The following is a 23,213-nucleotide window of genomic DNA, read 5'->3' as shown; positions in this document are numbered from 1 at the left end:
ATTTTCTTACTTAATGAATGTAAGGAAAGTATGATGGGTAACCCATATGGTAACGATCATGACGATCATGACGATGATGCTGAAGAACTAAATGATGCTGATCAACAAAAGGAAAATGATGAAATTCAGGAAATGGGTAAGCAAGGTTTGACAGATCAAGATTTTCCAAAAGGTAGGCCACTTGGTACATTCAGTAGTAGTGACACAAAAAAATAAGGATCTTGCAGGTAGTTATTTAAAACCTCACTTGTAAGTGAGGTTTTTTTGCATGGGTCATTCCAGCTATGTTTGAGACTTTTTATATTCAGTTTTATAAATGGCTACTTGGAAAATGGACAAATTAGTTTAAACTAAATAAGCAGATCATACCGTTCAAATAGACTCAATATACCTTCTTTTTAACTAGATATAGTATCTTACTATGCCCGATCACTATCAAAGCCTTATCCTAAGCCTAACTCAACAGCCTACCGAACAAGAGTGGCTTGAGTTTAAGCATAACTTTCATAGCTCTGATGAGATTGGTAAGCGTATATCTGCGCTTGCCAATGGTGCTTGTTTGTCTGGCAAGAAATTTGGCTATTTAGTGTTTGGCGTAGAGGATGGCACGCATAATATCGTTGGTACAAGCTTCAGCCCAAAGACAAAAAAAGCCAAAGGCAACGAAGACTTAGAGCATTGGTTGGTTAGCCGTTTAAGTCCTAAAATTCATTTCACAATTCATGAGTTACAGATTGATGGTAAAGCGGTGGTGCTGTTCGAAATTCCAGCAGCCACAGATATGCCCATTAGCTTTTTACATGAGCCTTATATTCGTATTGGTAGCTTCACAAAACCACTTAAGCATTATCCTGATCAAAGCCGTAAGCTGTGGCAAAATCGAGCGGATGACTGGAGTGCCGAGATTTGCCATGAGGCAACGCTTGACGACCTTGATCCTAAAGCCATTGCTGTTGCTAGACAAGTCTTTGCTGATAAAAACAAACGTTTGGTTGAAGATATTCAAGAATGGGATGACATTACCTTTTTGAATAAAGCTAAAATTACCATTCGTGGTCAGATCACTAATACAGCGATTATTTTATTGGGGCGTTATGAGTCCACGTATTTTTTGAGCCCAGCGCAAGCGCATATCACTTGGATTCTAAAGGGCGTTGATGGTATTGAAAAAGACTATCAACATTTTGAACCACCGTTTTTGTTAGCCTTAGACGAGGTATATAACAAAATTCGCAATCTCAATTACCGCTACATGCCTGCTGGTACGCTGTTTCCTGAAGAGGTGCAGCAGTATGATCCCTATATCATCCGTGAAGCATTAAGTAATGCTATTGGTCATCAAGACTATCGTCTGGGCGGACGTATTACTGTAGTTGAAAAAGAAGACTCAACACTGATTTTTCAAAACAGTGGGGAGTTTATTCCTAAGACTATCGAGAACGTCTTGCTACAAGATGCGCCTGAAGCGAGCTATCGTAATCCATTTTTGGTTAACGCCATGGTCAGTCTAAACATGATGGACACCATCGGTAGCGGTATCAAAAAAATGTATCAGATTCAGTCTAAGCGTTTTTTCCCATTGCCAGATTATGACTTAACCCGTGAAAGAGTAGGCGTGAAGTTTACAGGTAAAGTGCTTGATCAAGAGTACGCCAAGCAGTTAGCAAGCGTAGATAATCTCACACTACACGATATTATAGCGCTTGATAAAGTGCAAAAGGGGCAGGCGATCACTGAAAACGAAGCTGATACGCTACGTAAAAAGTCATTGATAGAAGGGCGCAAAAATAGCTATATTATCGCCGCTGATGTTGCCAAGCATACTGAGCAGCAGGCGGAGTATATGCAGATGCGCGGCTTAGATGACATGCATTATCAAAGCTTGATTATAGGGTACCTCAAGACGTTTGAACGAGGTAGACTAGCTGACTTTGATAAGATGCTGGCTAATAAGTTGCCACAAGTACTAGATGATAAGCAGCGTAAAAATAAGGTGCGTAATCTATTGCAGAAGATGCGCCGTGATGGTTTAGTCGTTTCTGAAGGTTGGTCTTGGCATCTTCCAAATAGCTAAGAATAGCTAAAAACAGCTAAGAATAGCTAAACCTAGCTAGGTTTGGCTACCTAGAATACTTTAAAAGTAACCTAGTAGTTGTCTAAGTCTGTCATTCCGCCAGCTCTCTGCCTCTCTGTAAATATATTCGTTCATGATGTATCGTGATATATCATCTACGCAGTAAGGTGGGCTTTTATCTATATGCTCTTTGCCAATATCTATATCGTCTAATTGATAGTATAAATTAGGATCTTGTAGCCATATAGCATAGATCTCATGCTGACTGAGTTTTTCAAGCTTTGATGAGACAGACTGTAGAATCATATCGTCATAGTAACTCCAGAAAGGAGCTTGCTCTTTTTGACGTTGATAGCAGACATCATCCCATAAATTTCTGAGATAGCCCATATCTAGAGCAGTATCGAAACTTTGCATATATCTGATAGTCTGCTTGGTAATTTTTTTTTGAGTGGCTTTTAGACAATGCAGCAGCAATATCTAAGGCTATTTCTTGTCTTAAATCCATAGTAAAAGTCCGTGTCTGCTCGTTTTATACTCATAATTACAGCTATGTTCTATATAGCATGCTACTAAAATATGGGATTAAAAAGAAGACAAAAAAATAAGCCGCGTAGTGCGGCTTATTTTCTATCCTTGATCAGTGAATCCGATCAGCCATTTTACTCTCAATCCAATCTGCAATCTCACTCTCAACCCATGCTACACGTCCCCTTGATAACTTCACTTGAACAGGGAATGTTGGATCGTAACGATCAGATTTTTTATTGACCATCTCATAAATCGTAGTACTACTAAGCGCTGTATAATGCATTACTTGCTTGAGCGGTATCATGCGAGGTATCTGTAAAGCGCTAGCTGTTGATACGTTTTGTTGTGTGTTCGCATTTAACTGTTCCATGAATATCTCCTTTGTAAGTTAATGAGAATCTTTCTTCTCATACAGTTACGGAGTCCCATATTTTTTTACGGCATCCCATGTAGTCCAATGATTGGCCAGATATGCAACATAAAAAGGAGCTGAATAATCAACTCTTTTCTTATGCCGTCTATCCTTACCACTGTTTTAACTTATAGCTGTCACACTCTCCCTTAGACTTCTTTCAATATTACCGACATTGTAGGGAGCAACACTATTTTTCGACCCACCTTGAGGACTGCTATTGGCCTCATCTGTCTCTACTGGATAAAACTCTTCAGCTACATCCATCAGACCATCGCTATCAATCTCAAAGCAGGAATTGACATAACCTTGTTTAGCAGCTTCCTCTAATGCCGCTTGATCAAAGCCGTGTTCGCTAAGCTCTTTATCAATTGCCTGTGCATCTTGTACGGCTTGTTTAAGCGTCACATCATCACGCAGCGTTAAATCCACAAAGTAAATCGGCGTGCGATAGCTTTGCGTCGTGCTCTTACCTCTAAGCGTGAGTTGCAGTGGCAAACATGACAGCTTGTTGCCGGATACCGCCGCAAAGTAGCTAAGCCTTGCTGCAAGCGTTCGAATACTATTAAAGCCAGTCGTCCGAAAGATAAATGTACCGAGCTCATCGTCTTCAGACAGATTCACGTACAGTCTGCCATACGGCTTACAAGCCCCGCCTTGTGCCAATGGACAGCGATCAGGTGATGGGCAAGGAAGCTGCTCGACACCATTATTGGTTCTGCGCTGACATTGCTCACCGTCACCCACACATAATGGACGACCTGTCTGTCTATCGAACAGCGTGTACTCAGCACGAAGGTTTAGCTCAGGATCGTTAAACAACATACGTACGGGAATCTGTCTGAGCTTACCGTCGTTATTTGCACGCAGCTTTGCATCGAGTGGATGATTGATCCAGCCATCCTTGTTTTGAACTTGACTGGTAATGGTGAATTGATCGTCTTTGGCAGGCAGACGTTTGCCATCTTTTTCAATGACACGACCAATGCTGATACGACCGAGTACGGGCGGGGTTATCGTGAGACCTTTAATCATGGTGATATTCCTTATGTGTTTTGATGAGCCATAAAAAAGCCCACCTATCTCAGGTGGGCTTTATGCGCTTGCTTGATTCGCTTTAACTGGTTGATTGCTGCGTTGATGATTAAGTGACTGATGGCTTAGTCATTAAGAATGACAAAGCGTCTACTACCTTGCTTGGTTTTACTAAACTGTATGAGCAATTCAGGATGCGCTTTGATAACCGCTTTGCTATCAAGACCGACACTGTCTTTCGAGCGCTTCCATGAAATAGCCCCTTTATCAAACACAGCGACCTCATTGTCTTTGATAAGCGTTTGCAGCTGATGCTTAACCTGATCATGACGCTGTTCGATGTCTTCCATGGATGCGCGGTAGTTTAAGAGTTGCTCAAACAACCTGTTGGCCCCGTCATCGCCTCGTAGATCAACCTTGCTTGATGGTTTAGGCGTTGGATACAGCTGTTTTAATGCTCTTGCTGCTGACTCGCTATGATCAGGGGTTGGCGGAGTGTCTGTTTCTACGTATTGCCAGAACAGACGCTCATGCTCCATGATAGACTCGATTAAACGCTCATCACGCTCAACCTTATAAATCTTAGCCTCGTGTCCGCACAGCAGTACGCAGATATGAGCAGCTTGTTTGCCAGTCACCGCCAGCTGATGTTGTACTTGGCAGGTCACATACAAAGGCACGCCGTCACGCCACAGCTTGGTACCATGTTCACCAGCGGTTTTACACTCTAAAATCTGAACCTCATCATTAGTAGTGATGGCATAGTCTAAATTCGCCAGCATAAAGGCGTTATCAGGATCAGGATGCTGCAAGACAGCATTGACACGCCTAACCTTATTGCCTGTATGCTCTTGGTAGTATTTCGCTACCATGGGTTCAAGCGTATTGCCCCAGTACAGGGGCGAGTAACCCTCGATGCCGTTATTACCACTAGCATCAATGTTTGAGCTCATGCGTCCTGTCTTGATCATCCATAGCTCAAGCATGGACAAGTATGGGTGGATACCACAAGCGGCAGCAGCATCGGAGCTGCCAATTCCTTGTCTGCGTACTTGTAGCCAATCTTCACGGCTTAAGTCTTTGGTATTGACCAAACGCTTAGGCGTGGTTGATGTCTTTGGTTGAGCAGTTTTATTTTGCTTTAGCGTGATTTCTACTGGTTTGACCTTGGTTTTAGATTTAGCGGTTCGGGACGCTTTGCCTGTCATGACTGAACGTTTAGGTTTTAGCTGAGTCGTGTTTATATGATTTAATGCGATCAGGTTCATGGTGAACTCCTTTATTAAGTTTATTCTTGGTGATCTGTAAATGTGCCTTGCTTAATTGACGGCATAAAAAAACCACGCGCAAAGGCGTGGTTGATTCATTAGATCAGATTGTCTAAGCGACTAGGCAATCAAGCGTAGCGCTTCATCTAAGCTTTTGTCTTTAAGCTTAGCACCAGCACCAAACCAGGCAGAGTCAAGGCGATGATCTTGCGACATGGCACGGCGTTCATGATCAACAAATTCTGTCATCGCATTTAATAAGCCATAAGCGGTGTCTTTAGCTGAATCAAGGCCAGCACCTCGCCCTTGGCCATTAAACATCGTCATCACCTGATTCATCGCTTTAGCATTCGGGATGGCATCTCTTTCTTTTTTGGCCGTATTAAACAGAATAAGACCATCATCTTTAACATCATTAAACACGCGGTTTAAATAGTTGGCCGCTTCTGCTTGCGTGACTCGCCTATTGGTCAATTGCTTCATCTCATAGCTGAACTCATTCCATTGATTGACGGATACGCCTAATTGCTGCTTGACCTTCTCTGCATCAAAGGTGGTGCTATGCGGTACTTTCACCACACCGCCATTACCGTTCGCAAGGCTGATCGCTAAGGTGTTATTACAAACCACGCGAATATTGGTGAACTGTGCTGTGGTGGCAAGCGTACCATCACAAGCGGTTGCTAGCAGTAGATAGCCATGACTGACATCACCGCCACGTAGTGTCGCGGATTGTCCCGTACGAGCGAGTGCCCAGAACTTGCGACCTCCTTTTAACACCCCTGCGGTCTCTAATTCAAAGTCAGCTTGTTCAGTCAGATCACGGTAAAACTCTAAGATCTCACTTGGTTGGACTTCTTGATAGCGCTGACTAACTACCGATAGTGGCTCTAGGGTGTCACTACGGTACAGTACCTTGTTATTGTCATAAGGCATGATTAGGTTTTGGCCTTTATCGTTGGTTGCCATGTAGCTCACATCCGATGATTCAATACGCCAATTCATCCCAGCCTCACGTGCCCAGACTTCAATAGGCTGCTTGGGGGAAAGCTCATTACCTAAACCGTGCCAAGGGGTTTCGCCAACGTATGCCATGCTTTCTATTAAATGTGCCATGCTGATATTCCTTTTAATATTGATTGTTTAAACGCTTTGATAATTGAGTGAGTAAATAAATGAGGATGTCAGATGCTAAAGGTATGCTGACAGGTACTGCAAAGATAGCGCGGCAGGATAGCCGCTTTCAGTAATGGCGGCTGCATCAGCCGTTGTTGTGCCAGATTGATCACGGTGGCAATAGCACCGCCTGCAACCATGCCAATCATCGGATTAATCTTGTAATACTTGCAGACGCTCACACCCAGACTGACTAAGAGTTTGGGTGAGCACAGATGCTCTGACATGCTTTGCATGTTGGTATCCGTATTTTCTATAACGTGTGCTGAATGACAGTTGGGGCAGATAGGTTTCATAGCATCTCCTTGATAGTGGCGCATAAAAAAGGCCTGCTAAAAGCAGACCTTAATTAGGCGTTGAGGGATAGACGGATAAGATCGCGATGGCTCCTTATCTCATCTCGTGGGGATACTGTATATCTGAGATTATTTTGATATTAAGGGATATCTATGCTGTGGCTTTATTAAACACCCCTCTTACCGAGCTAGTGAGTCATGCTTTGCCCAAAGGTATTCATATTCGGTAAAGACACTTTAAGACGTTGATAGCTACCATCAGGCTTATCAGGACGGGTTAAATACAAAGCAGCATTAACCGCATTCTCAACTTCTTGCATGTTATTACGATGAATCATCCCGATACCAAGTATGCCGCGGCGTGCAAGACCTTCTTTATGATTTTTAGTATTTAAGATAAAGCAATAGCCAACGCCTTCAGTAATATCTCGCCATTTTTGTCCCACTTGATCAGCCAAATAGTTGTCCTTGTAATGTTTTGCGCCATCAAAGATCAGCAGCAGATGACAATGAAAGCCACCATTTTTTCCACCATGTTCTAATGACCAAGCATAGCTAAGTAAATGCGTAAAACAAGTATCGCCATTATGAATGGCGTCTCTTAATTTTTTCATATGAAAGTCAAAATCACGAATGGTAATGTGATGACTGATCTCTTGTATGTATTTTAAATCCACTCGAACAAACAACAATCTTGAATGGTCTGATATGAGGGTTCTGATATTAAGCTCTAAGTTTTTGCCATTTTGATTACTCTGATAACGCCACGCGCTGTAATCTTTCTTGATCACCTTCTCATAACCTGACAGTAACCGAATAAATTGTACTGTCTTTTCATTATCCCAAAATACGTTATAAGGATAAGCATCACCAACAATTATATTAGTGCTTTCTATAAATGCTTGGATTGGTTTTAAATATTTAAATTCAGGATCAAAGCTAATCATGAACGAGTAATAGAACTCGTTCAATCGACTTTTGATTTGTTGAAAACTGATCGTACCGAACAGTACATCTCTAACCAGTCTGTCGACGTTAGAGATAAGCTGTGAGTGATTAACAGGTGAGTAGATCATGGCTTGCTTTCCTATGAATATAAAGTTGAATGGGTGCTACATATATTCATAGGGTTGTGTATTTTTTTACTGTTCAGTGCGGATAGCATCCGCCTTAGTTAAATAGTACCTAATATAACTTATATTATCGTACCGTCTCTTCATGAGTATCCAAAGGCAGGATTTGTGTAAGCCAGCGTTGGGTTTATGAAAATCACAACACAGTAATTCGCTGTGTTTTAGGGAAGAAGGTGAAGATAGAGTTAGCTGATCGTCATTGATGTTACTTTATAATAATCTACTAGCTAAAGCATATATAATTCCTACAACGTGCTAAAGTTATACCGACGTTTTAATGACGTTTTAACGATGTTTCTCTGACGTAAATAATGGTATTTTAATAATAGAGAATTAATAAAAAATAATTTACTTTTAATTATTATATTGAGATAAATAATGAGAAATGTGCGTAGAAATAGTAGCGAGATTTTGATAAAGGAAGAAGAGTATATTGAAAAAAAGGTAAATGCTCTTAGCGTCTACAATGTGTATTGGTGCCTTTCTGAGTTGAGAAAGCGTGGTCAACTATCAACAGGAACTGTATTGAAAAATGACTCCTTTTGTAAATTACAGTTAATAAGGATTTTAAAAGAGCGACGCTACAGCGCTAGAAGTTTAAATACATTTTTAGAAGTCAGTGCTGAAAACAGTATTCCTTTGTCATACGTCAATTGGTTTTACGACGATACAAGAGCTGCACTGTGGTTAAAGATGGTGTTAAGAAATACTATCAACTCAAGTGAATCCATCATCACAGAATCTGATATATCAATTTTTATTCATGATGTTATTTTTAATAGAAAGCTGCTAATTTCGAATAAAAAAATTGTTGAGAGAAATAGCGACTCACAAGTTGCATTGAAAAAGATAACTTTAGAATTACTAAAAGACACTTACCTTCTCAGCCAAGTAAATTCGAAAGATATTAGATGGCTTACTAATAATGGCGGTAGGGTTAAGATAAACCATATGTATCAATACATGAATAAAATGCATGATCTTAACAACTTGAAAATAAATAAAGAGAATAAAAAAAAGAACGGAGGACGAAAAATACACATTAATAAGGCTGGGTGCCAACAGGCTTTAATTTGTTCTGGCACTATTAAATTTAAAGAAACAGATACAGCTATGCGGCTTTGTCACATACTGGCATCACTTGATTATTGGATGTTCGATACCTATTGGCTTTACAAAGATGGCGACGTTGTAGACAGAGAAACGGCTGATAATAGAGGCCTCTTTATTAGTAATATGGAAGACGTTTGGAATTCGAAGCAAAGGCGTGATCGCAATAAAATCAAGAAAAATCAGGGTATAGATCTCACAAGCGACAATAAGAAAAACCTAAAGTATCTTGCTAAGGCTTGTGGTAAGACACAGCGTGAAGTGTTAAATGACTTAGTTGAATCTGCTTACAGTCAGATACGAAATCAAGAAATTAAGCTGTCCCCATCTTTTCCTAATCAATATAAGGCTTTCGATAAGATAACTCTAGAGAAGCCCTCCAGCTTGCCAAGCGAACATACTGAGAGAGAGGTCATTTCTGAAGACACTTTTCTAACTAAAGATAAGCAAGAGTTAAGTAGCGATTATGATGCAGATCCAGTTGATCAATCGAGATACGATAATGAAGAGGTGCCAGCTGAGACTATTACACCCAAACAAGAAGTTCAACCATTTTACCCTAAAGTAAGTAATAGAAAACCAGCTGAAGATAAAGCCGATACTAATACAGAAAATTATAATCAGTTATGACTTAATATAGGGATAGGTTTTTCTAGCTTGCTGAGTCTAAGCCAACAAGTGCTATAAAGTTTTATCCCTGTCCTACTGTATGGTTTTATATTAAGTTGGCCCTATACGTAGCTCAATTGATTATGATACAGAATTTATTACGTTTAAGAAAATTAGTGCTAATAGACGGCTGTAATAATTTTTCTTAACAGTTAAATACATCAGTTATTCTCAATGTAGACTTGCAGCTCATCAGCTGTGATACCTTGCTCTAATAGCGCTTTGATCAGATCTTGTTTATCAGCGTTTTGTAATGTGTTTGGTTGCTTACTTGCCAGTGACTGCTCAATTTGCTGCTTTGCTGTCTGAAAGTCTACGACCTCGCCTGTGTCTCTTAATAGGTCTAAAAAGTCTGCCCAGACCTGCATGATTTTACGACGCTCCTCTAAATGCTGCGCGTGGTTATAAACCGCGCGAATGCTGCTTTTTTTATCATGCGCCATCTGCTTTTCGATCGCGTCGCCCATATAGCCAAGCTCGTTTAGATTGGTAGAGGCGATGTGACGAAAGCCGTGACCTGTTTGTTTGCCAGCATAACCTAAGATATCAAGCGCATTATTGATGAACTCTTCACTATATGGCTGATGCATGCCTGTATGATAAAACACGTACTCATATTGCCCTGTGATGGCTTTCATCTCTTCTAACACTGCTAGCATTTGATCTGAGAGTGGTACGACATGCTTACGCGCAATTTTAAGGTTATCAATATCAACACGCCATAAGCGATTGGCAAAATCGATATGTGACCACTTCATCATACGCAGCTCGATGGTACGACAGAATGAATAGGCTAAGAATTTCATACCTAAGCGAGTCTGATCGTGACCATGGTAGCCCTCGATAGCTTGGAGTAGGGCAGGCAGCTCATGGATATCCACATGCTTCATGTGCTGGCTTTTGGCTTTAGGATAGAGTGCCTTTAAATCATCGATTGGGTTTTGCTCAATGATACGTTCGCGTTTGGCACGCTTTAAAACATTAGCAACCAAATCAATAGTGCGTCTGGTAACCTCACGTGGTGGTTCACCATTCTTGTTCACACGCTTTTCGATCTCGTCTGCCATTGATCGGCAGTCTTCAAAGCTTACATCTTTTAAAGCGATGCCTTCAAAATGTGATAACACGTCTTTATGCATACGGTTATAGTCTTGCTGATAAGTACGCGGCTTGACGTTACGTTGTCGTTCAGCAAGCCAATCTAATGCGTAGTCATTGAATTTTTGCGCATGAATATTGGCAAGCTTATCCTGCCGCTTTTTATTTTTTGGATCAATACCGTCAGCCAACAGTGCTTTGATCTCAGTATTGGCTTGTCTAGCCTGAGATAGGGACATGAAGGGATAAGTACCAAGAGTAATACTTTTTTGCTTACCATCAAAGCGATAAACGCTTATCCATGATTTTGTACCCGTGCTACGCACAAAAAGCTGTAATCCATACTTGTCAGTATACTTGTCAGGCCGCAAAGGTATGCACTTATCACTTGGTCTAAGCTTACGAATTTTGGTATCACTTAACATGTTGGTCTATTCCTCATACCTACGAGCTATACATTCAAAGCGTTAAGACAATTATGTTGGTCTAAGGCGTATAAATCTAGATCGAATGTTGGTCTAATTACGGTCTATATGAATAATAGACCAACGAATAGACCAACACAAGCGACGTGATAGGTGGGTCACGTTGGGTGGGGTTGGGAAAACAGCAGACATAAAAAAAACGCTAGACGCGTTATTTATAAAGGGTTTAATTGGTATATGAGTGGAATTGGGTCAAGGTGGGAAAACTAAGATTTTATAAGATTGGCGGTGAAGGAGGGATTCGAACCCTCGATACGCTATGAACGTATACACACTTTCCAGGCGTGCGGTTTCAGCCACTCACCCACTTCACCATTTTTTGAACGCCTAAGTATAGCGGATACCATGTAGAATGTCACGACTTGCGCGCTATCTTTCTTTATTGGCAAGCGCCTGCTAGGATAGTAAGTATGTAACGGCAAGTATAAATGGTTGAAAGTTGAATGATAAGTTTTAGTAGGCTTAAGTACGGATGTAAGAATAGTGCGCTGATGGCAGTATTGCTTGTCGCGACGGGTATCACCCAGACACACGCTGATGATTTGACCCAGTGTAGCCAGTCTTTTTATGGGGGTGTTTATCCTGAATTTACCAATACCAAGTTAAAAAAAGAGACACAAGCGCTATGCATGGAGGGCTTTGCGGTTATGTACTCGGGGGTATCACGTACACCGCTTTGGTCAGCAGAGTATCTCGATCGCACACGTCTACAACAAGCTAAGCAGATCGATCGTGAAGATAGCTTCCATGAAGAGAGTAAACTACCCGCCTTCGCACGTGCCTCACTCTATGATTACTCAGGAACTGGCTACGATCGCGGGCTGTTAGCACCCAATGCCAATATGGCCAATCGCAGCCAACAGTATGATAGCTTTAGTTTAGCCAATATTGCTCCGCAGTCACCACGTAATAACCGTTATACTTGGCGTAATATCGAATCAGCGACTCGATATTTGACTCAGCAATACGGTGAGGTCTATACCATTACAGGGGTAGCATTTACTGATAAAAAAACCAAGCAGCTCGCTGATCGTGTGCTTGTACCTAGCCATTTCTTCAAAGCTGTATATCTCCCAGCAACCAATCAAGCAGGCGTGTATTACGCCCCAAATGATGAGTCAGAACGCATCGATGTGATCAGTATCGATGAGCTGACCACTGAGATTGGTATCGATGTATTACCTATGCTAGATAGTCAGTCCAAATCTCAAGCATTTGATTTACCATTGAAGGCAGGTGAAAGCTCTGATTTACCTATTGATATACCAGCAGAAGATCCTGTTTGGAAGTTATTTTTCTGGGCGATTATTGATTGGTTAATGAACTAGTTTAATGTCTAGTTAAGTGTCTATATTGGTGACTAATAAATACTATTTGATCAAAGATATACTTGCATAGGTAGTTCACATACATATAACTTCGTTGACTTCATTTACTATTAAGTGCCTGTTAAGATAAGGTGTTAAAAGTACAAAAAAATATGGCTAGATTATGAGTTTCACATGGGGTGTACATAGTATCAAAAACATAAGATTGACAACGATATTTATCATAATGATAAGTACTTCATTAGTACACGCTGATGATTTGACCCAGTGTAGCCAGTCTTTTTATGGGGGTGTTTATCCTGAATTTACCAATACCAAGCTAAAAAAAGACACACAAGCGCTATGCATGGATGGCTTTGCGGTCATGTACTCGGGGGTATCGCGTACACCGCTTTGGTCAGCAGAGCATCTCGATCGCACACGTCTACAACAAGCTAAGCAGATCGATCGTGAAGACAGCTTTCACGAAGAGAGTAAACTGCCAAAGTCAGCACGAGCCTCATTATCCGATTATTCAGGCTCTGGCTATGATCGAGGTCATTTGGCACCCAATGCCAATATGGCCAATCGCAGCCAGCAGTATGATAGCTTTAGTTTAGCCAATATTGCTCCGCAGTCACCACGTAACAATCGCTACATTTGGCGTAATATTGAATCTGCCACTCGGTATTTAACGCAGCAATACGGTGAGGTGTATACCATCACGGGTGTGGCATTTACTGATAAAAAAACCAAGCAGCTCGCTAACCGTGTCCTTGTGCCTAGCCATTTCTTCAAAGCGGTATATATCCCAGCAACCAATCAAGCCGGGGTGTATTACGCACCCAATGATGAATCAGAGCGTATCGAAGTTATTAGCATTGATGAGTTAACTGCTGAAACGGGTATCGATGTCTTACCGATGTTAGATATCCAAACAAAAACACAAGCGTTTGATTTACCATTGAAGGCGGGTGAGAGCTCAGATACCCCCGAGGTGCCAGTAGAAGAGCCTGAGTGGATACTGTTTGTCTGGGCTATTTTAGAATGGTTGATTGCACAATTACAGGCTTAAGCTGAAAGTAAGACCCTAAAACCGCCTCATTCTGAAAAAATACAATGTTACTGATAATAAGGATAATCAAATGATTGAGCCATTCGCCAACGACCATCAAAGCATGCAGATTGGTGATCTTGTCATTGAAAATCAAAAAGACAAGATTATTATATATGGTGATATTGATCTCACTTTTGACGAGTTAGGATACGAGCAAGCCCAACAGCTACATGAGCTGTCGGAGAAAATCGTACAAGCATTTGCAGATAAAAATCTATATAGTAAGAATGATGCTAAGTCAAAGGAAAAGGATGACCAATTAGATAAAGATATCGACAACCCTTTCCTGTAAGTCTTTGATATAGTTTTATTTTTCCAGAAATAATAAAGTATAAAAAAATTACTAGGCAAACTTAAAAAATTGCTTATAATGAATCAAGACATCGCTTATGTCGCTCAGGTCTTTGAACAAACCTTATGAGTCATTGCGGTAATATCTAATTAAGACGCAAGTAATTAGGTAAATACCCCAAGACTCATAACAAAAGATTCTAGCAAAGGATAAGCATAGGACAACAGAAACATAACGTTTCGAGTAATCATTGTATGAAGGGAGTCAATCTATGAAGTTATTTACAAAGACCACTTTAGCAGTTGCTGGTATTGGTATTGCTAGCATGGCATTCGCCGCTGACCCATTAGCCAACACTACTTGGCAGACATATGATGAAGGCAAGCCAAAAGGTACGGTAAAAATCACTGAGTCAAATGGTGTGTTGACCGGTACTCTTATTGCTACTAACTCAGCTAAAGGCAAAAAGCACGTTGGTACGACCATTATTAAAGGTCTAAAAGCTGACGGTGGTGGTAAATATAGTGGTGGTACGATTACTGACCCTGAAAAAGGCAAAGACTATCGTATGACTGCAAGCTTAAGCGGCAACACATTAAAGCTAAAAGGCTATATTGGCCCATTCTCTCGTAGCCAAGAGTGGAAAAAGAAATAAACTAAAAAACTAGTTTCAGCGTAATACATAAAATCTCGCGTTACCGAAAGGTCTCGCGGGATTTTTTACGTTTTAGATTTAAGCTTATGGCTTCAACAGGGGAGAGCTTTAAACACTAAAATTATAAACACCGATACTACAGTAGGTAGTATCAGCGCATTTAACAGTAATCTTTAGCTTATTTGAAAGGCGCTTATCTTATAAATTCTGGGTAAGCTTCCATACCACATTCTGCAATATCAGCACCTTCGTACTCGTCTTCTTCAGAGATACGTAGACCGATAACTAGCTTGATGATAGACCAAACCACTAGGCTGGCAATGAATACCCAAGCAAAGATGGTTGCAGCACCCACAATCTGACCGATGAAGGTAGATGCTGGGTTAGTGATAGGTACAATTAGTAAACCGAATAGACCGACCACACCGTGAACTGAGATTGCACCAACTGGATCATCAATCTTGATTTTGTCTAAGGCTAAGATTGATAACACTACAATGATACCGGCGATAACACCGAAGATAGTAGCTTGTAGTGCAGAAGGGGTTGAAGGCTCAGCAGTAATGGCTACTAGACCAGCTAGTGCACCGTTTAGGAGCATGGTTAGATCCGCTTTACCAAAGATGATGCGAGCTAAGATCAAGGCACCGACAGCACCACCAGCAGCAGCAGCATTAGTGTTCAAGAATACCATTGCAACAGCATTAGCACTAGCGATGTCGCCTAATTTAAGCACTGAACCACCGTTGAAACCGAACCAACCCATCCACAAGATTAGTGTACCGAGTGCCGCTAATGGTAGGTTGGCACCAGGAATAGCACGTATCTCACCGTTAGGACCATATTTACCTTTACGTGAGCCTAAGAGTAGTACACCTGCTAGAGCTGCTGCAGCACCAGCCATATGTACAATACCAGAGCCTGCAAAGTCAGAGAAGCCCATGTCGCCTAGGTTAAATAGACCAAAGACATCGTTGCCGCCCCATGTCCAGCTACCTTCTAGTGGGTAGATAACACCAGTCATGACTACAGCAAACAACAAGAATGACCACAGTTTCATACGCTCAGCAACAGCACCTGATACGATTGACATACAGGTCGCTACAAAGACCACTTGGAAGAAAAAGTCTGATGCGGCAGAGTAGACAGAGTCGCCACCGAAGCCGTTTTCAGCAGAGGCTGCTAGAGCGTCTTCTACTAACGTATCACCGCCTGCAATTCCGCTTAAGAATAAATCGCCACCATACATAATCGCATAGCCGCATACCATATACATGATACTAGCCGTTGCAAATAGTGCGACGTTTTTAGTTAAGATTTCGACTGTATTTTTTGATCGGACCAGTCCGGCCTCTAACATAGTGAAGCCTGCTGCCATCCACATGACCAACGCACCACATATCAAAAAGTAAAACGTATCGAGCGCATATTGGAGCTCAAAGATTTGACTTTCCATTTAAATTCCCCCTTGAATTTATAATATAGATATCGGCATTACCGATAGATAAAAATGCTGTAAGAGTCTGTACCTATAAGTTTATGCCCGTAGGTAGGTCTTCAAATTTAGATAGCGTCAGGTCCCGTTTCACCCGTACGGATGCGGATAACTTGCTCAAGTGCAGTGACGAAAATCTTGCCATCACCAATCTTACCAGTGCTAGCGATACGAGTGATTGCCTCGATAGCAGGCTCAACCATCTCGTCGATCACAGCGACTTCGACTTTTACTTTAGGTAAAAAGTCCACCACGTATTCTGCGCCGCGATAGAGCTCTGTATGACCTTTTTGACGACCGAAACCTTTGACTTCAGTGACAGTGACACCTTTAACACCGATGTCGGAAAGCGCTTCACGCACGTCGTCGAGCTTAAACGGTTTTAAGATCGCAGTGATTAGCTTCATAAAAAATTCCTTATTTGTGTGATGCCGCAGATTGATAGAAGTACTATGGTGCATCATCATATCTCTGCCTTGCTTACTGTAAGTTATTCAAGAACTGTGCCAACCTACTCAAGGGGGGAGGTAGAATTGGCGTTGTTCATTAAAAAGTAATAACAGTAGTAACATAGAGTATGGGCTACGATGCAACGATTAGAGCCATCGCTACAAGCATAATAAAGGTGAATCAATCTTTAGCGTTTGGTTAACGAAAACTTTATTATAACCAACTTTTTGAGTGCTTGGGGAGGCTATCCCTTTATTTCATGTGACGATTTGCTAACTTGAGTTTGGTCGTTAGCTTGGCCTTTTCATGCAAGCGTATCAAAGATGAATGGCGGAAAGGTAGAGAGAAAATAGAGGTAAGCAGCAGAGTCTAACATAGTAGTCAGACCCCTGGGCTTAGATAGATAAAGGGTTTGGGCGTGTTTATATATACGTCGTTAGGCTTTAGGAAATAGTAGATAAGGGGTTTTTGTACTGACCAATAGCTTTTTTGTATCGCTACCTTGTAGTAATTCGCGTAAACGAGATTGGCCAAAAGCCCCAGTCATAAGTAAACCGATATCATGCTGGTTTTGATAGTAGTTCAAAGCTGCCGCGACATCACGGCAGTCCAGCAATGTCTTTTTGGATTTAATACCCGCCTGTTTGAGCTTGGCGTAGGCTTCACGCAACGCATCACAGTTATCAGAAGTTTCCTTGCCGACCATCACGATATGAACCGTTAGTGCACGCACCAGTGGCGTTTTACACAGCCAATTTAGTAGCTTATGGCACGTTGGACTGTTATCAAACGCAAATAAAGCGGTAGTAGGGGGCAAAAATGGTGCATGTGTCACCAAAATAGGGCAGTGACTGACTCGAATGAGTTGGCTCAGTGTTGATTTGCAGGTGACATGATGACCTATAACGATCAATTGTGCTTGGTCATCGACATAATCAATGCTTTGGTTGAGGTTCTCATGACGATGTAGTGTATATGTCTTTAGCTTATGGCGTTGCTGTTCACAATACGAGGTTGCTTGAGATAATAGCAATCGGCCCTGTGCCTTTAGCTCACAGTTGCTTAGATGTTCTTTGGATGTGAACTGTTCGAGCAAAGCGTTTTCGTCATCAATATTGAGGCAACCAGAATAATTAATAGCGGCTTTTTGCTGCAAGCTTGGCATCGAGTGCAATAAGCCAACAGGCGCGCGCAGGCGAATAGAAGCCCACATACTGGCCTCTAGTACCGCTTGAACATGATCAGGACAGTCCAAGCAAGCAATCACACTATCTGGTTTTAAATTACTCATAAAACGACCACATCATTTTAATAATAAAAATCTGCTATCTTAGTTTAGGGTTGGCGTATAAAAAATACATCCAACCCTTTTACCAATATAACTGTCTATTAATATCCGATACATCAGCCATGGACTAATAATACAGCCACATGGCAACCGCGTAGATTCTCTTAGCAGTTTCGCTTAGTCTAACAAGCCAATGTCTCGGCGGTCATGAATAGAGAAGCGATCAATCAGTGTTCGACTCGCATTGTTGAGTCCTACCACTTTGACATCAATACCTTCACGTTGCAAGCGCATCACTAGCTTGTCTAAGGTGTCAACAGCGCTGACATCCCAGAAATGTGCTTGGCTTACATCAATCTGAATACTGTCTACAGCTTCTTTGGTATCGAAACTATGCAAAAACTGGGTGGTAGAGGCAAAGAACACCTGGCCTTGAACATAATAATAACGGGTGTTGCTGCTGTCATCATATTCACTAAAGATGGTTAAGAATTGACCAATTTTATTGGCAAATGCCAAGGCAGATAGTAAGACACCTACGCCGACACCGTAAGCCAAGTTGTGAGTAAAGACGGTAGTCAATACAGTCGCTAGCATAACGATATTAAACGACATTGGATGCGTCTTAAACTCGCGAATAGATTGCCAGTTAAACGTACCAATCGATACCATAATCATGACTGCAACCAAGGCTGCCATTGGAATTTGACTGACCCATTCGCTTAAGAATACTACCATGATAAGAAGAACAACACCGGCTATCAAAGTAGATAGACGCGTACGACCACCTGATTTGACGTTGATCATTGACTGGCCAATCATTGCACAGCCTGCCATACCACCAAAGAAACCTGATACGACATTAGCCATACCTTGACCACGACACTCTTTGTTTTTATCACTTGGTGTATCGGTCAATTCATCGACGATCGTTGCTGTCATCATAGACTCTAAAAGACCGACGATGGCAAGCGCGATAGAATAGGGTGCAATAATCAGCAAGGTACTTAGGTTTAATGGAATGTCAGGCAACAAGAATACTGGCAATGAATCTGGTAAATCACCCATGCTACCAACGTTGCGAATATCAAGATTCATATACATTGCAACAGCGGTCAAACCTACAATACAAATAAGCGGTGAAGGAACGATGCGACCGATTTTAGGGATAAGTGGAAATAGATAAATAATCGCCAAACCAGCTGCCGTCATGATATAAACAGTCATGCCGACACGCTCAGTCATTGGGTTCAGTTCTGGTAATTGGGCGGCAAAGATTAATATTGCTAAAGCATTGACGAAACCGATAACCACTGAGCGAGAAACAAAGCGCATCAGATTACCAAGTTTTAGAATGCCCATCACGACCTGAATGGCACCACAAAGCAAAGTTGCGGCAAGCAAATATTGCAGACCGTGGTCAGCAACCAAATCGACCATGACCAATGCCATCGCGCCAGTTGCTGCCGAAATCATACCTGGACGACCACCGACAAAACTGATCACTACCGCGATACAAAATGAGGCATATAAGCCAACCTTTGGATCAACACCAGCGATAATAGAAAAGGCAATGGCTTCTGGAATAAGGGCTAGGGCTACAACCAAACCCGATAAAACGTCACCGCGAACATTGGAAAACCACTCGTCACGCAAGTTATCAATAAAAGATGTCATAAGTAAACTACATAGGGTTAGAGGCAAAAAAAGTAATCATTACTCATTTATAAAATGATCGCGTCGCTAATAATAGCTATTCATTTTTCTTTTACTTCAACATGCACTAGGTCATGTTGCTGTGTTGAATTGTGAGAAACTAATAACCAAAATATCTAACTAAGGTCTCTAACTAATAACCAAAGTAGCTACTGATTTTTTTGGTATCAAAAATACGCTCATCAATAATCAATACGATGATAAGGGCAGTAAATTACCTAAAAATATTTTTTAAAAGATTGCTTAAAATAGGCAACTAGATAGATGTACCTACAATAATATATAGAGTCAGCAATCACTTGCTGTAGTAGAAGGTGATATATCACTCGTCAAATTATCAAAATTGTCTGATACACCCTTATCACAACGAGAATCGTTGATGAAGAGGCGTGACAATAGCGCGATAAATGTGACAACATGCTAAACTAAAATGCTTGAGCAATGTGCTCAGCAAAATACTGATAAATATTAATCAAGCTGACTATTATAGCATTAGCCACTTAATATAAAAACAGGCGAATAATAGCATAAAGTCATAAAAAATCAGTACCGAAATCTGAACGATGGCGTTAAGATGCTGCATATCTTAGCGGCGTCGGTTAGAGTCGCTATACAGCAGATTTATTTGATACAACTTTTCTCGTTCAATAGAAGGAATAGATATGACCACTAATACAGCAACAGAAGCCTTACTTCATAAGGGTAGTGGTCTACAAGTCGTGGTGGGTTTGGGGCAGTCTGGATTGTCAGTCGCGCATTATCTGGCCAAGCAAGGCTATCAAGTCGCAGTCACTGATGCTCAAGTTACCCCTAAATTGGCAGAGCAACTGCCCGCTGAGATCGAGGTTCGTCAGTTTGGTGGGATAGATGCCGATTTATTACAGCAAGCGGCACGTATTATCATTAGCCCAGGTATTTCTCTTGAGACTACCGCTGTGGCTGCTGCTCGCCAAGCCAATATTCCTGTAGTTAGCGATATTCAACTGTTCTGCGAAGCGTGTACCGTACCCATCGTAGCAATTACAGGTTCTAACGCCAAAAGTACGGTCACTACGTTAGTTGGTCAAATGGCGGCAGATGCTGGCGTTAATGTGGGTGTTGGCGGCAATATCGGTGTACCAGCTTTAACATTGTTAGATAATTCTGATATGGAACTTGCGGTACTTGAGTTGTCTAGCTTCCAATTAGAAACCGTTACCAACTTGGGCGCAAAGGTAGCAACTGTGCTCAATATGTCGCCTGATCATTTAGATCGTCATGGAGATATGCTTGGCTACCATCAAGCCAAACATCGTATCTTCCAAGGTGCCAAGTCGGTGATGATTAACCGTGAAGATGCGCTCACTCGTCCATTGGTCGCAGACAACCTACCGAGAATTAGTACGGGTATTCATGCCCCTGATAAAGGTCAGTATGGTCTGATTACCGACACAGAGGGCCAAACTTATCTTGCTCGTGGTACAGAACGATTACTGTCGGCAGACAAACTGTTGATTAAAGGTCGTCATAATCTACTGAATGCGCAAGCGGCTCTGGCACTTGGCGAGCTTGCAGGATTGCCGCTAGAGAGTATGCTGACCACTTTACAGCAGTTCACAGGTCTTGAACATCGCTGCCAATATGTGGCCAATGCTGCTGGTATTGATTATTTCAATGATTCTAAAGGCACCAATATTGGTTCGACCATGGCCGCTATCGAAGGCTTGGGCGCAGTCTATGCGCCAAAAGACGGTAAGCTACTATTGATCCTAGGCGGGCAAGGCAAAGGGCAACAGTTTGGTGAATTAACGCCTTTTATCAATCAATATGTGAGCCAAGTCTTGTTCATTGGTGAGGATGGTCAGCAGATTGAACAACATCTCAGAGCTGCGAAATTGAGTGATGATGTCGCACTACATCAGTGTCAGACACTAGAGAACGCATTTGCGACTATTCAACAAGTCACTACCAGTAGTTTATCGCAAGTACAAGCTGTATTGCTGTCACCCGCTTGTGCTAGCTTTGACCAATATAGTGGTTATGCGGCTCGCGGTGAACACTTTAGCCAACTGGTCAATCAATTAGACACCGCACAATCAGAAGCTTGATAGGTAGTCGAATATATTAAGCAGCTATATAGGTTGGCATAGCAGATGTCTATTCTCTAGCAACAGCCAGTATTTTCTGGATAAATGATTGTTTTGCTTATAGATTGCTGCTACTGTCAAGCATATAATCCTGATTACTAAAATAGGTGCTAGCTCAGGCGTTTGCCGATGGTTAAGGGCTTTCTATCATCTATCTAGTACGATTTACTTTATGATTTTTTAAACGGTGGCGTTTCATAGACGCCGTGTTTTTTCGTTTGTTAGTGTATATAAAATTATGGCGCTCTCTTCTTTTTTTCGTTCCTCGCCCCAAACCAAGCAAACCTCTGGCTCAGATGGTGTCCTATCTATGCCATCAGCGCGCGCAATTTTATTATCAAGCGTCGGCTGTATGATGGTGCTTAGTTTGCTGATGGTTGCTTCTGCTTCTATTCCTTTTGCGCTTAGCCGCGGTATGACCGAGCTGTATTTTTTCAAAAACCAGCTGTTGTATATGACGATTGGTTTAATCGTTGCGGTCATTCCTTATTATGGCGTGTCTTTACGCACCCTATATAAGACCGAGACCCAGTTTGCTTTGTTAGGCATCACAGGGCTATTACTGGTTGCCACATTGTTTAGCACACCAATTAATGGCTCCAAACGCTGGCTCACACTAGGCGGCTTTAATTTTCAGGTAGCTGAGTTAGCCAAACTGGTCATGATTGTGTTTGTATCTGACTTTGTGGTACGCCGATCTTTTGAAGTTCGTAATGGCCTAGATGGTTTCTTACGAATTATGTTGGTAGTCGCGCTGATAACGATACTGTTATTGTCACAGCCAGATTTCGGTTCTTTTGTCGTCATTATTGGTACGCTGTTCGCGATTTTTTATATTGCTGGGGCACCTTACAAGCATTTCTTAGCATTGGGTGCTGCTGCTGTTGGCGGAGCTGTATTGATGGTGACTACGGCAGAGTACCGACTGGTGCGTGTGATGTCGTTTATGGATCCATTTGACGATGTGCAGGATACTGATTATCAGCTGGCACGTAGTTTGATCGCCTTTGGCCGTGGGCAATTCACGGGTGTCGGCTATGGCGAAAGTGTACAGAAACTGTCGCATTTGCCTGAGGCGCATACGGATTTCCTATTAGCCATTACGGGCGAAGAACTAGGGTTCGTCGGGGTCAGCATGGTACTGATACTTGAGGCGTTGATCATCGGTAGTGCGATGCGTATCAGCTACAACGCGCTAAAACGTCGTCAAATGCGCATGAGCTATACTGCTTTCGGTATCGGTGTGGTATTTATTGCCCAGACGATTATTAACGCTGCAATGAATATGGGTGCCATTCCAACCAAAGGTTTGACTATGCCGTTCTTTAGTTATGGCGGTTCGTCTATGTTGATTAGTTTGGTTATGGTCGCGCTATTATTAAAGATATATAAAGAAAGCCCTGAAATCGAGAAAAGCCAATGCCGTTATTACTAATAGGCTTTGCCTATAATTGGCTGAGTGTCATGTAACTTTAAGATT

The 23,213-nt window shown here is 41.8% G+C and carries 21 protein-coding genes and 1 tRNA gene; 9 read left to right on the top strand and 13 right to left on the bottom strand.

Annotation, left to right across the window (positions count from 1 at the left end):
- Nucleotides 1-33 precede the first annotated feature (33 nt).
- Together CXF62_RS05025 and CXF62_RS05020 are read left to right on the top strand one after the other, a co-directional pair.
- Entirely contained in the window at nucleotides 34-216 is a 183-nt protein-coding gene (locus CXF62_RS05025) for a hypothetical protein (RefSeq protein WP_102093153.1), read from the top strand.
- A gap of 205 nt (nucleotides 217-421) precedes the next feature.
- On the top strand, nucleotides 422-2,074 hold the full coding sequence (locus CXF62_RS05020; RefSeq protein WP_102093152.1) for an RNA-binding domain-containing protein: 1,653 nt from the start codon (nucleotides 422-424) through the stop codon (nucleotides 2,072-2,074).
- A gap of 60 nt (nucleotides 2,075-2,134) precedes the next feature.
- Here the strand turns inward: CXF62_RS05020 and CXF62_RS05015 are convergent, their stop codons facing one another.
- The 7 genes from CXF62_RS05015 to CXF62_RS04985 form a co-directional block, all read right to left on the bottom strand.
- A complete protein-coding gene (locus tag CXF62_RS05015; RefSeq protein WP_145990535.1) occupies nucleotides 2,135-2,491 on the bottom strand; it encodes a hypothetical protein in 357 nt (118 codons plus the stop codon).
- Between the two features lie 223 nt (nucleotides 2,492-2,714).
- The gene (locus CXF62_RS05010; protein WP_102093150.1) at nucleotides 2,715-2,975 is read right to left on the bottom strand and encodes a helix-turn-helix transcriptional regulator; all 261 of its coding nucleotides are present in this window, start codon (nucleotides 2,973-2,975) and stop codon (nucleotides 2,715-2,717) included.
- Nucleotides 2,976-3,140: 165 nt separating this feature from the next.
- Complete coding sequence (locus CXF62_RS05005; RefSeq protein ID WP_102093149.1) at nucleotides 3,141-4,052, bottom strand: recombination directionality factor; 912 nt, start codon at nucleotides 4,050-4,052, stop codon at nucleotides 3,141-3,143.
- A 125-nt stretch (nucleotides 4,053-4,177) separates the two neighbouring features.
- On the bottom strand, nucleotides 4,178-5,260 hold the full coding sequence (locus tag CXF62_RS05000) for a YqaJ viral recombinase family nuclease (protein ID WP_167514308.1): 1,083 nt from the start codon (nucleotides 5,258-5,260) through the stop codon (nucleotides 4,178-4,180).
- A 180-nt stretch (nucleotides 5,261-5,440) separates the two neighbouring features.
- Nucleotides 5,441-6,436, bottom strand: coding sequence for a DUF932 domain-containing protein (locus CXF62_RS04995; RefSeq protein ID WP_102093147.1), 996 nt, complete (start codon nucleotides 6,434-6,436; stop codon nucleotides 5,441-5,443).
- 68 nt (nucleotides 6,437-6,504) lie between these two features.
- On the bottom strand, nucleotides 6,505-6,792 hold the full coding sequence (locus CXF62_RS04990) for a hypothetical protein (protein WP_102093146.1): 288 nt from the start codon (nucleotides 6,790-6,792) through the stop codon (nucleotides 6,505-6,507).
- Between the two features lie 188 nt (nucleotides 6,793-6,980).
- A complete protein-coding gene (locus tag CXF62_RS04985; RefSeq protein WP_102093145.1) occupies nucleotides 6,981-7,868 on the bottom strand; it encodes a YagK/YfjJ domain-containing protein in 888 nt (295 codons plus the stop codon).
- 435 nt (nucleotides 7,869-8,303) lie between these two features.
- Here CXF62_RS04985 and CXF62_RS04980 point away from each other — a divergent pair, with 435 nt between their 5' ends.
- Nucleotides 8,304-9,665: a hypothetical protein gene (locus CXF62_RS04980; protein WP_102093144.1), complete on the top strand. Its 1,362-nt coding sequence runs from the start codon at nucleotides 8,304-8,306 to the stop codon at nucleotides 9,663-9,665.
- Between the two features lie 200 nt (nucleotides 9,666-9,865).
- Here the strand turns inward: CXF62_RS04980 and CXF62_RS04975 are convergent, their stop codons facing one another.
- Nucleotides 9,866-11,227 carry a tyrosine-type recombinase/integrase gene (locus CXF62_RS04975; RefSeq protein WP_102093143.1) on the bottom strand — a complete coding sequence of 454 codons (1,362 nt, stop codon included), beginning with the start codon at nucleotides 11,225-11,227 and terminating at the stop codon, nucleotides 9,866-9,868.
- Between the two features lie 283 nt (nucleotides 11,228-11,510).
- Nucleotides 11,511-11,601, bottom strand: a tRNA-Ser gene (locus CXF62_RS04970).
- A gap of 177 nt (nucleotides 11,602-11,778) precedes the next feature.
- On the opposite strand from CXF62_RS04970, the gene CXF62_RS04965 reads away from it, so the two are divergent.
- The 4 genes from CXF62_RS04965 (at nucleotide 11,779) to CXF62_RS04950 (ending at nucleotide 14,658) form a co-directional block, all read left to right on the top strand.
- Nucleotides 11,779-12,615, top strand: coding sequence for a DNA/RNA non-specific endonuclease (locus CXF62_RS04965; RefSeq protein ID WP_228153171.1), 837 nt, complete (start codon nucleotides 11,779-11,781; stop codon nucleotides 12,613-12,615).
- 226 nt (nucleotides 12,616-12,841) lie between these two features.
- The gene (locus CXF62_RS04960) at nucleotides 12,842-13,669 is read left to right on the top strand and encodes a DNA/RNA non-specific endonuclease (RefSeq protein ID WP_228153170.1); all 828 of its coding nucleotides are present in this window, start codon (nucleotides 12,842-12,844) and stop codon (nucleotides 13,667-13,669) included.
- 70 nt (nucleotides 13,670-13,739) lie between these two features.
- Complete coding sequence (locus CXF62_RS04955; RefSeq protein ID WP_102093141.1) at nucleotides 13,740-14,003, top strand: hypothetical protein; 264 nt, start codon at nucleotides 13,740-13,742, stop codon at nucleotides 14,001-14,003.
- Between the two features lie 271 nt (nucleotides 14,004-14,274).
- Complete coding sequence (locus CXF62_RS04950) at nucleotides 14,275-14,658, top strand: DUF2147 domain-containing protein (protein WP_101205965.1); 384 nt, start codon at nucleotides 14,275-14,277, stop codon at nucleotides 14,656-14,658.
- 193 nt (nucleotides 14,659-14,851) lie between these two features.
- Here CXF62_RS04950 and CXF62_RS04945 read toward each other — a convergent pair whose 3' ends face one another.
- The 4 genes from CXF62_RS04945 to CXF62_RS04930 all read right to left on the bottom strand — a co-directional run bounded on the left by CXF62_RS04945 (nucleotide 14,852) and on the right by CXF62_RS04930 (nucleotide 19,568).
- Nucleotides 14,852-16,114, bottom strand: a complete 1,263-nt coding sequence (locus CXF62_RS04945; protein WP_057762031.1) for an ammonium transporter — start codon at nucleotides 16,112-16,114, stop codon at nucleotides 14,852-14,854.
- 107 nt (nucleotides 16,115-16,221) lie between these two features.
- A complete protein-coding gene (locus CXF62_RS04940) occupies nucleotides 16,222-16,560 on the bottom strand; it encodes a P-II family nitrogen regulator (protein ID WP_010197981.1) in 339 nt (112 codons plus the stop codon).
- A gap of 479 nt (nucleotides 16,561-17,039) precedes the next feature.
- Nucleotides 17,040-17,894 carry a universal stress protein gene (locus CXF62_RS04935; RefSeq protein WP_102092102.1) on the bottom strand — a complete coding sequence of 285 codons (855 nt, stop codon included), beginning with the start codon at nucleotides 17,892-17,894 and terminating at the stop codon, nucleotides 17,040-17,042.
- 174 nt (nucleotides 17,895-18,068) lie between these two features.
- Nucleotides 18,069-19,568: a SulP family inorganic anion transporter gene (locus CXF62_RS04930; protein WP_102093140.1), complete on the bottom strand. Its 1,500-nt coding sequence runs from the start codon at nucleotides 19,566-19,568 to the stop codon at nucleotides 18,069-18,071.
- Between the two features lie 701 nt (nucleotides 19,569-20,269).
- Here CXF62_RS04930 and murD point away from each other — a divergent pair.
- Together murD and ftsW are read left to right on the top strand one after the other, a co-directional pair.
- On the top strand, nucleotides 20,270-21,694 hold the full coding sequence (gene murD, locus CXF62_RS04925; protein WP_102093139.1) for a UDP-N-acetylmuramoyl-L-alanine--D-glutamate ligase: 1,425 nt from the start codon (nucleotides 20,270-20,272) through the stop codon (nucleotides 21,692-21,694).
- A 277-nt stretch (nucleotides 21,695-21,971) separates the two neighbouring features.
- Nucleotides 21,972-23,168: a putative lipid II flippase FtsW gene (gene ftsW, locus CXF62_RS04920; RefSeq protein ID WP_185156599.1), complete on the top strand. Its 1,197-nt coding sequence runs from the start codon at nucleotides 21,972-21,974 to the stop codon at nucleotides 23,166-23,168.
- Nucleotides 23,169-23,213: the final 45 nt, after the last annotated feature.

Source organism: Psychrobacter sp. MES7-P7E (genome assembly GCF_002863645.1).
Taxonomy (GTDB): Bacteria; Pseudomonadota; Gammaproteobacteria; order Pseudomonadales; family Moraxellaceae; genus Psychrobacter.
Note: the sequence above shows the minus strand (reverse complement) of the source record. Positions and strands in the feature narration are given on the sequence as shown.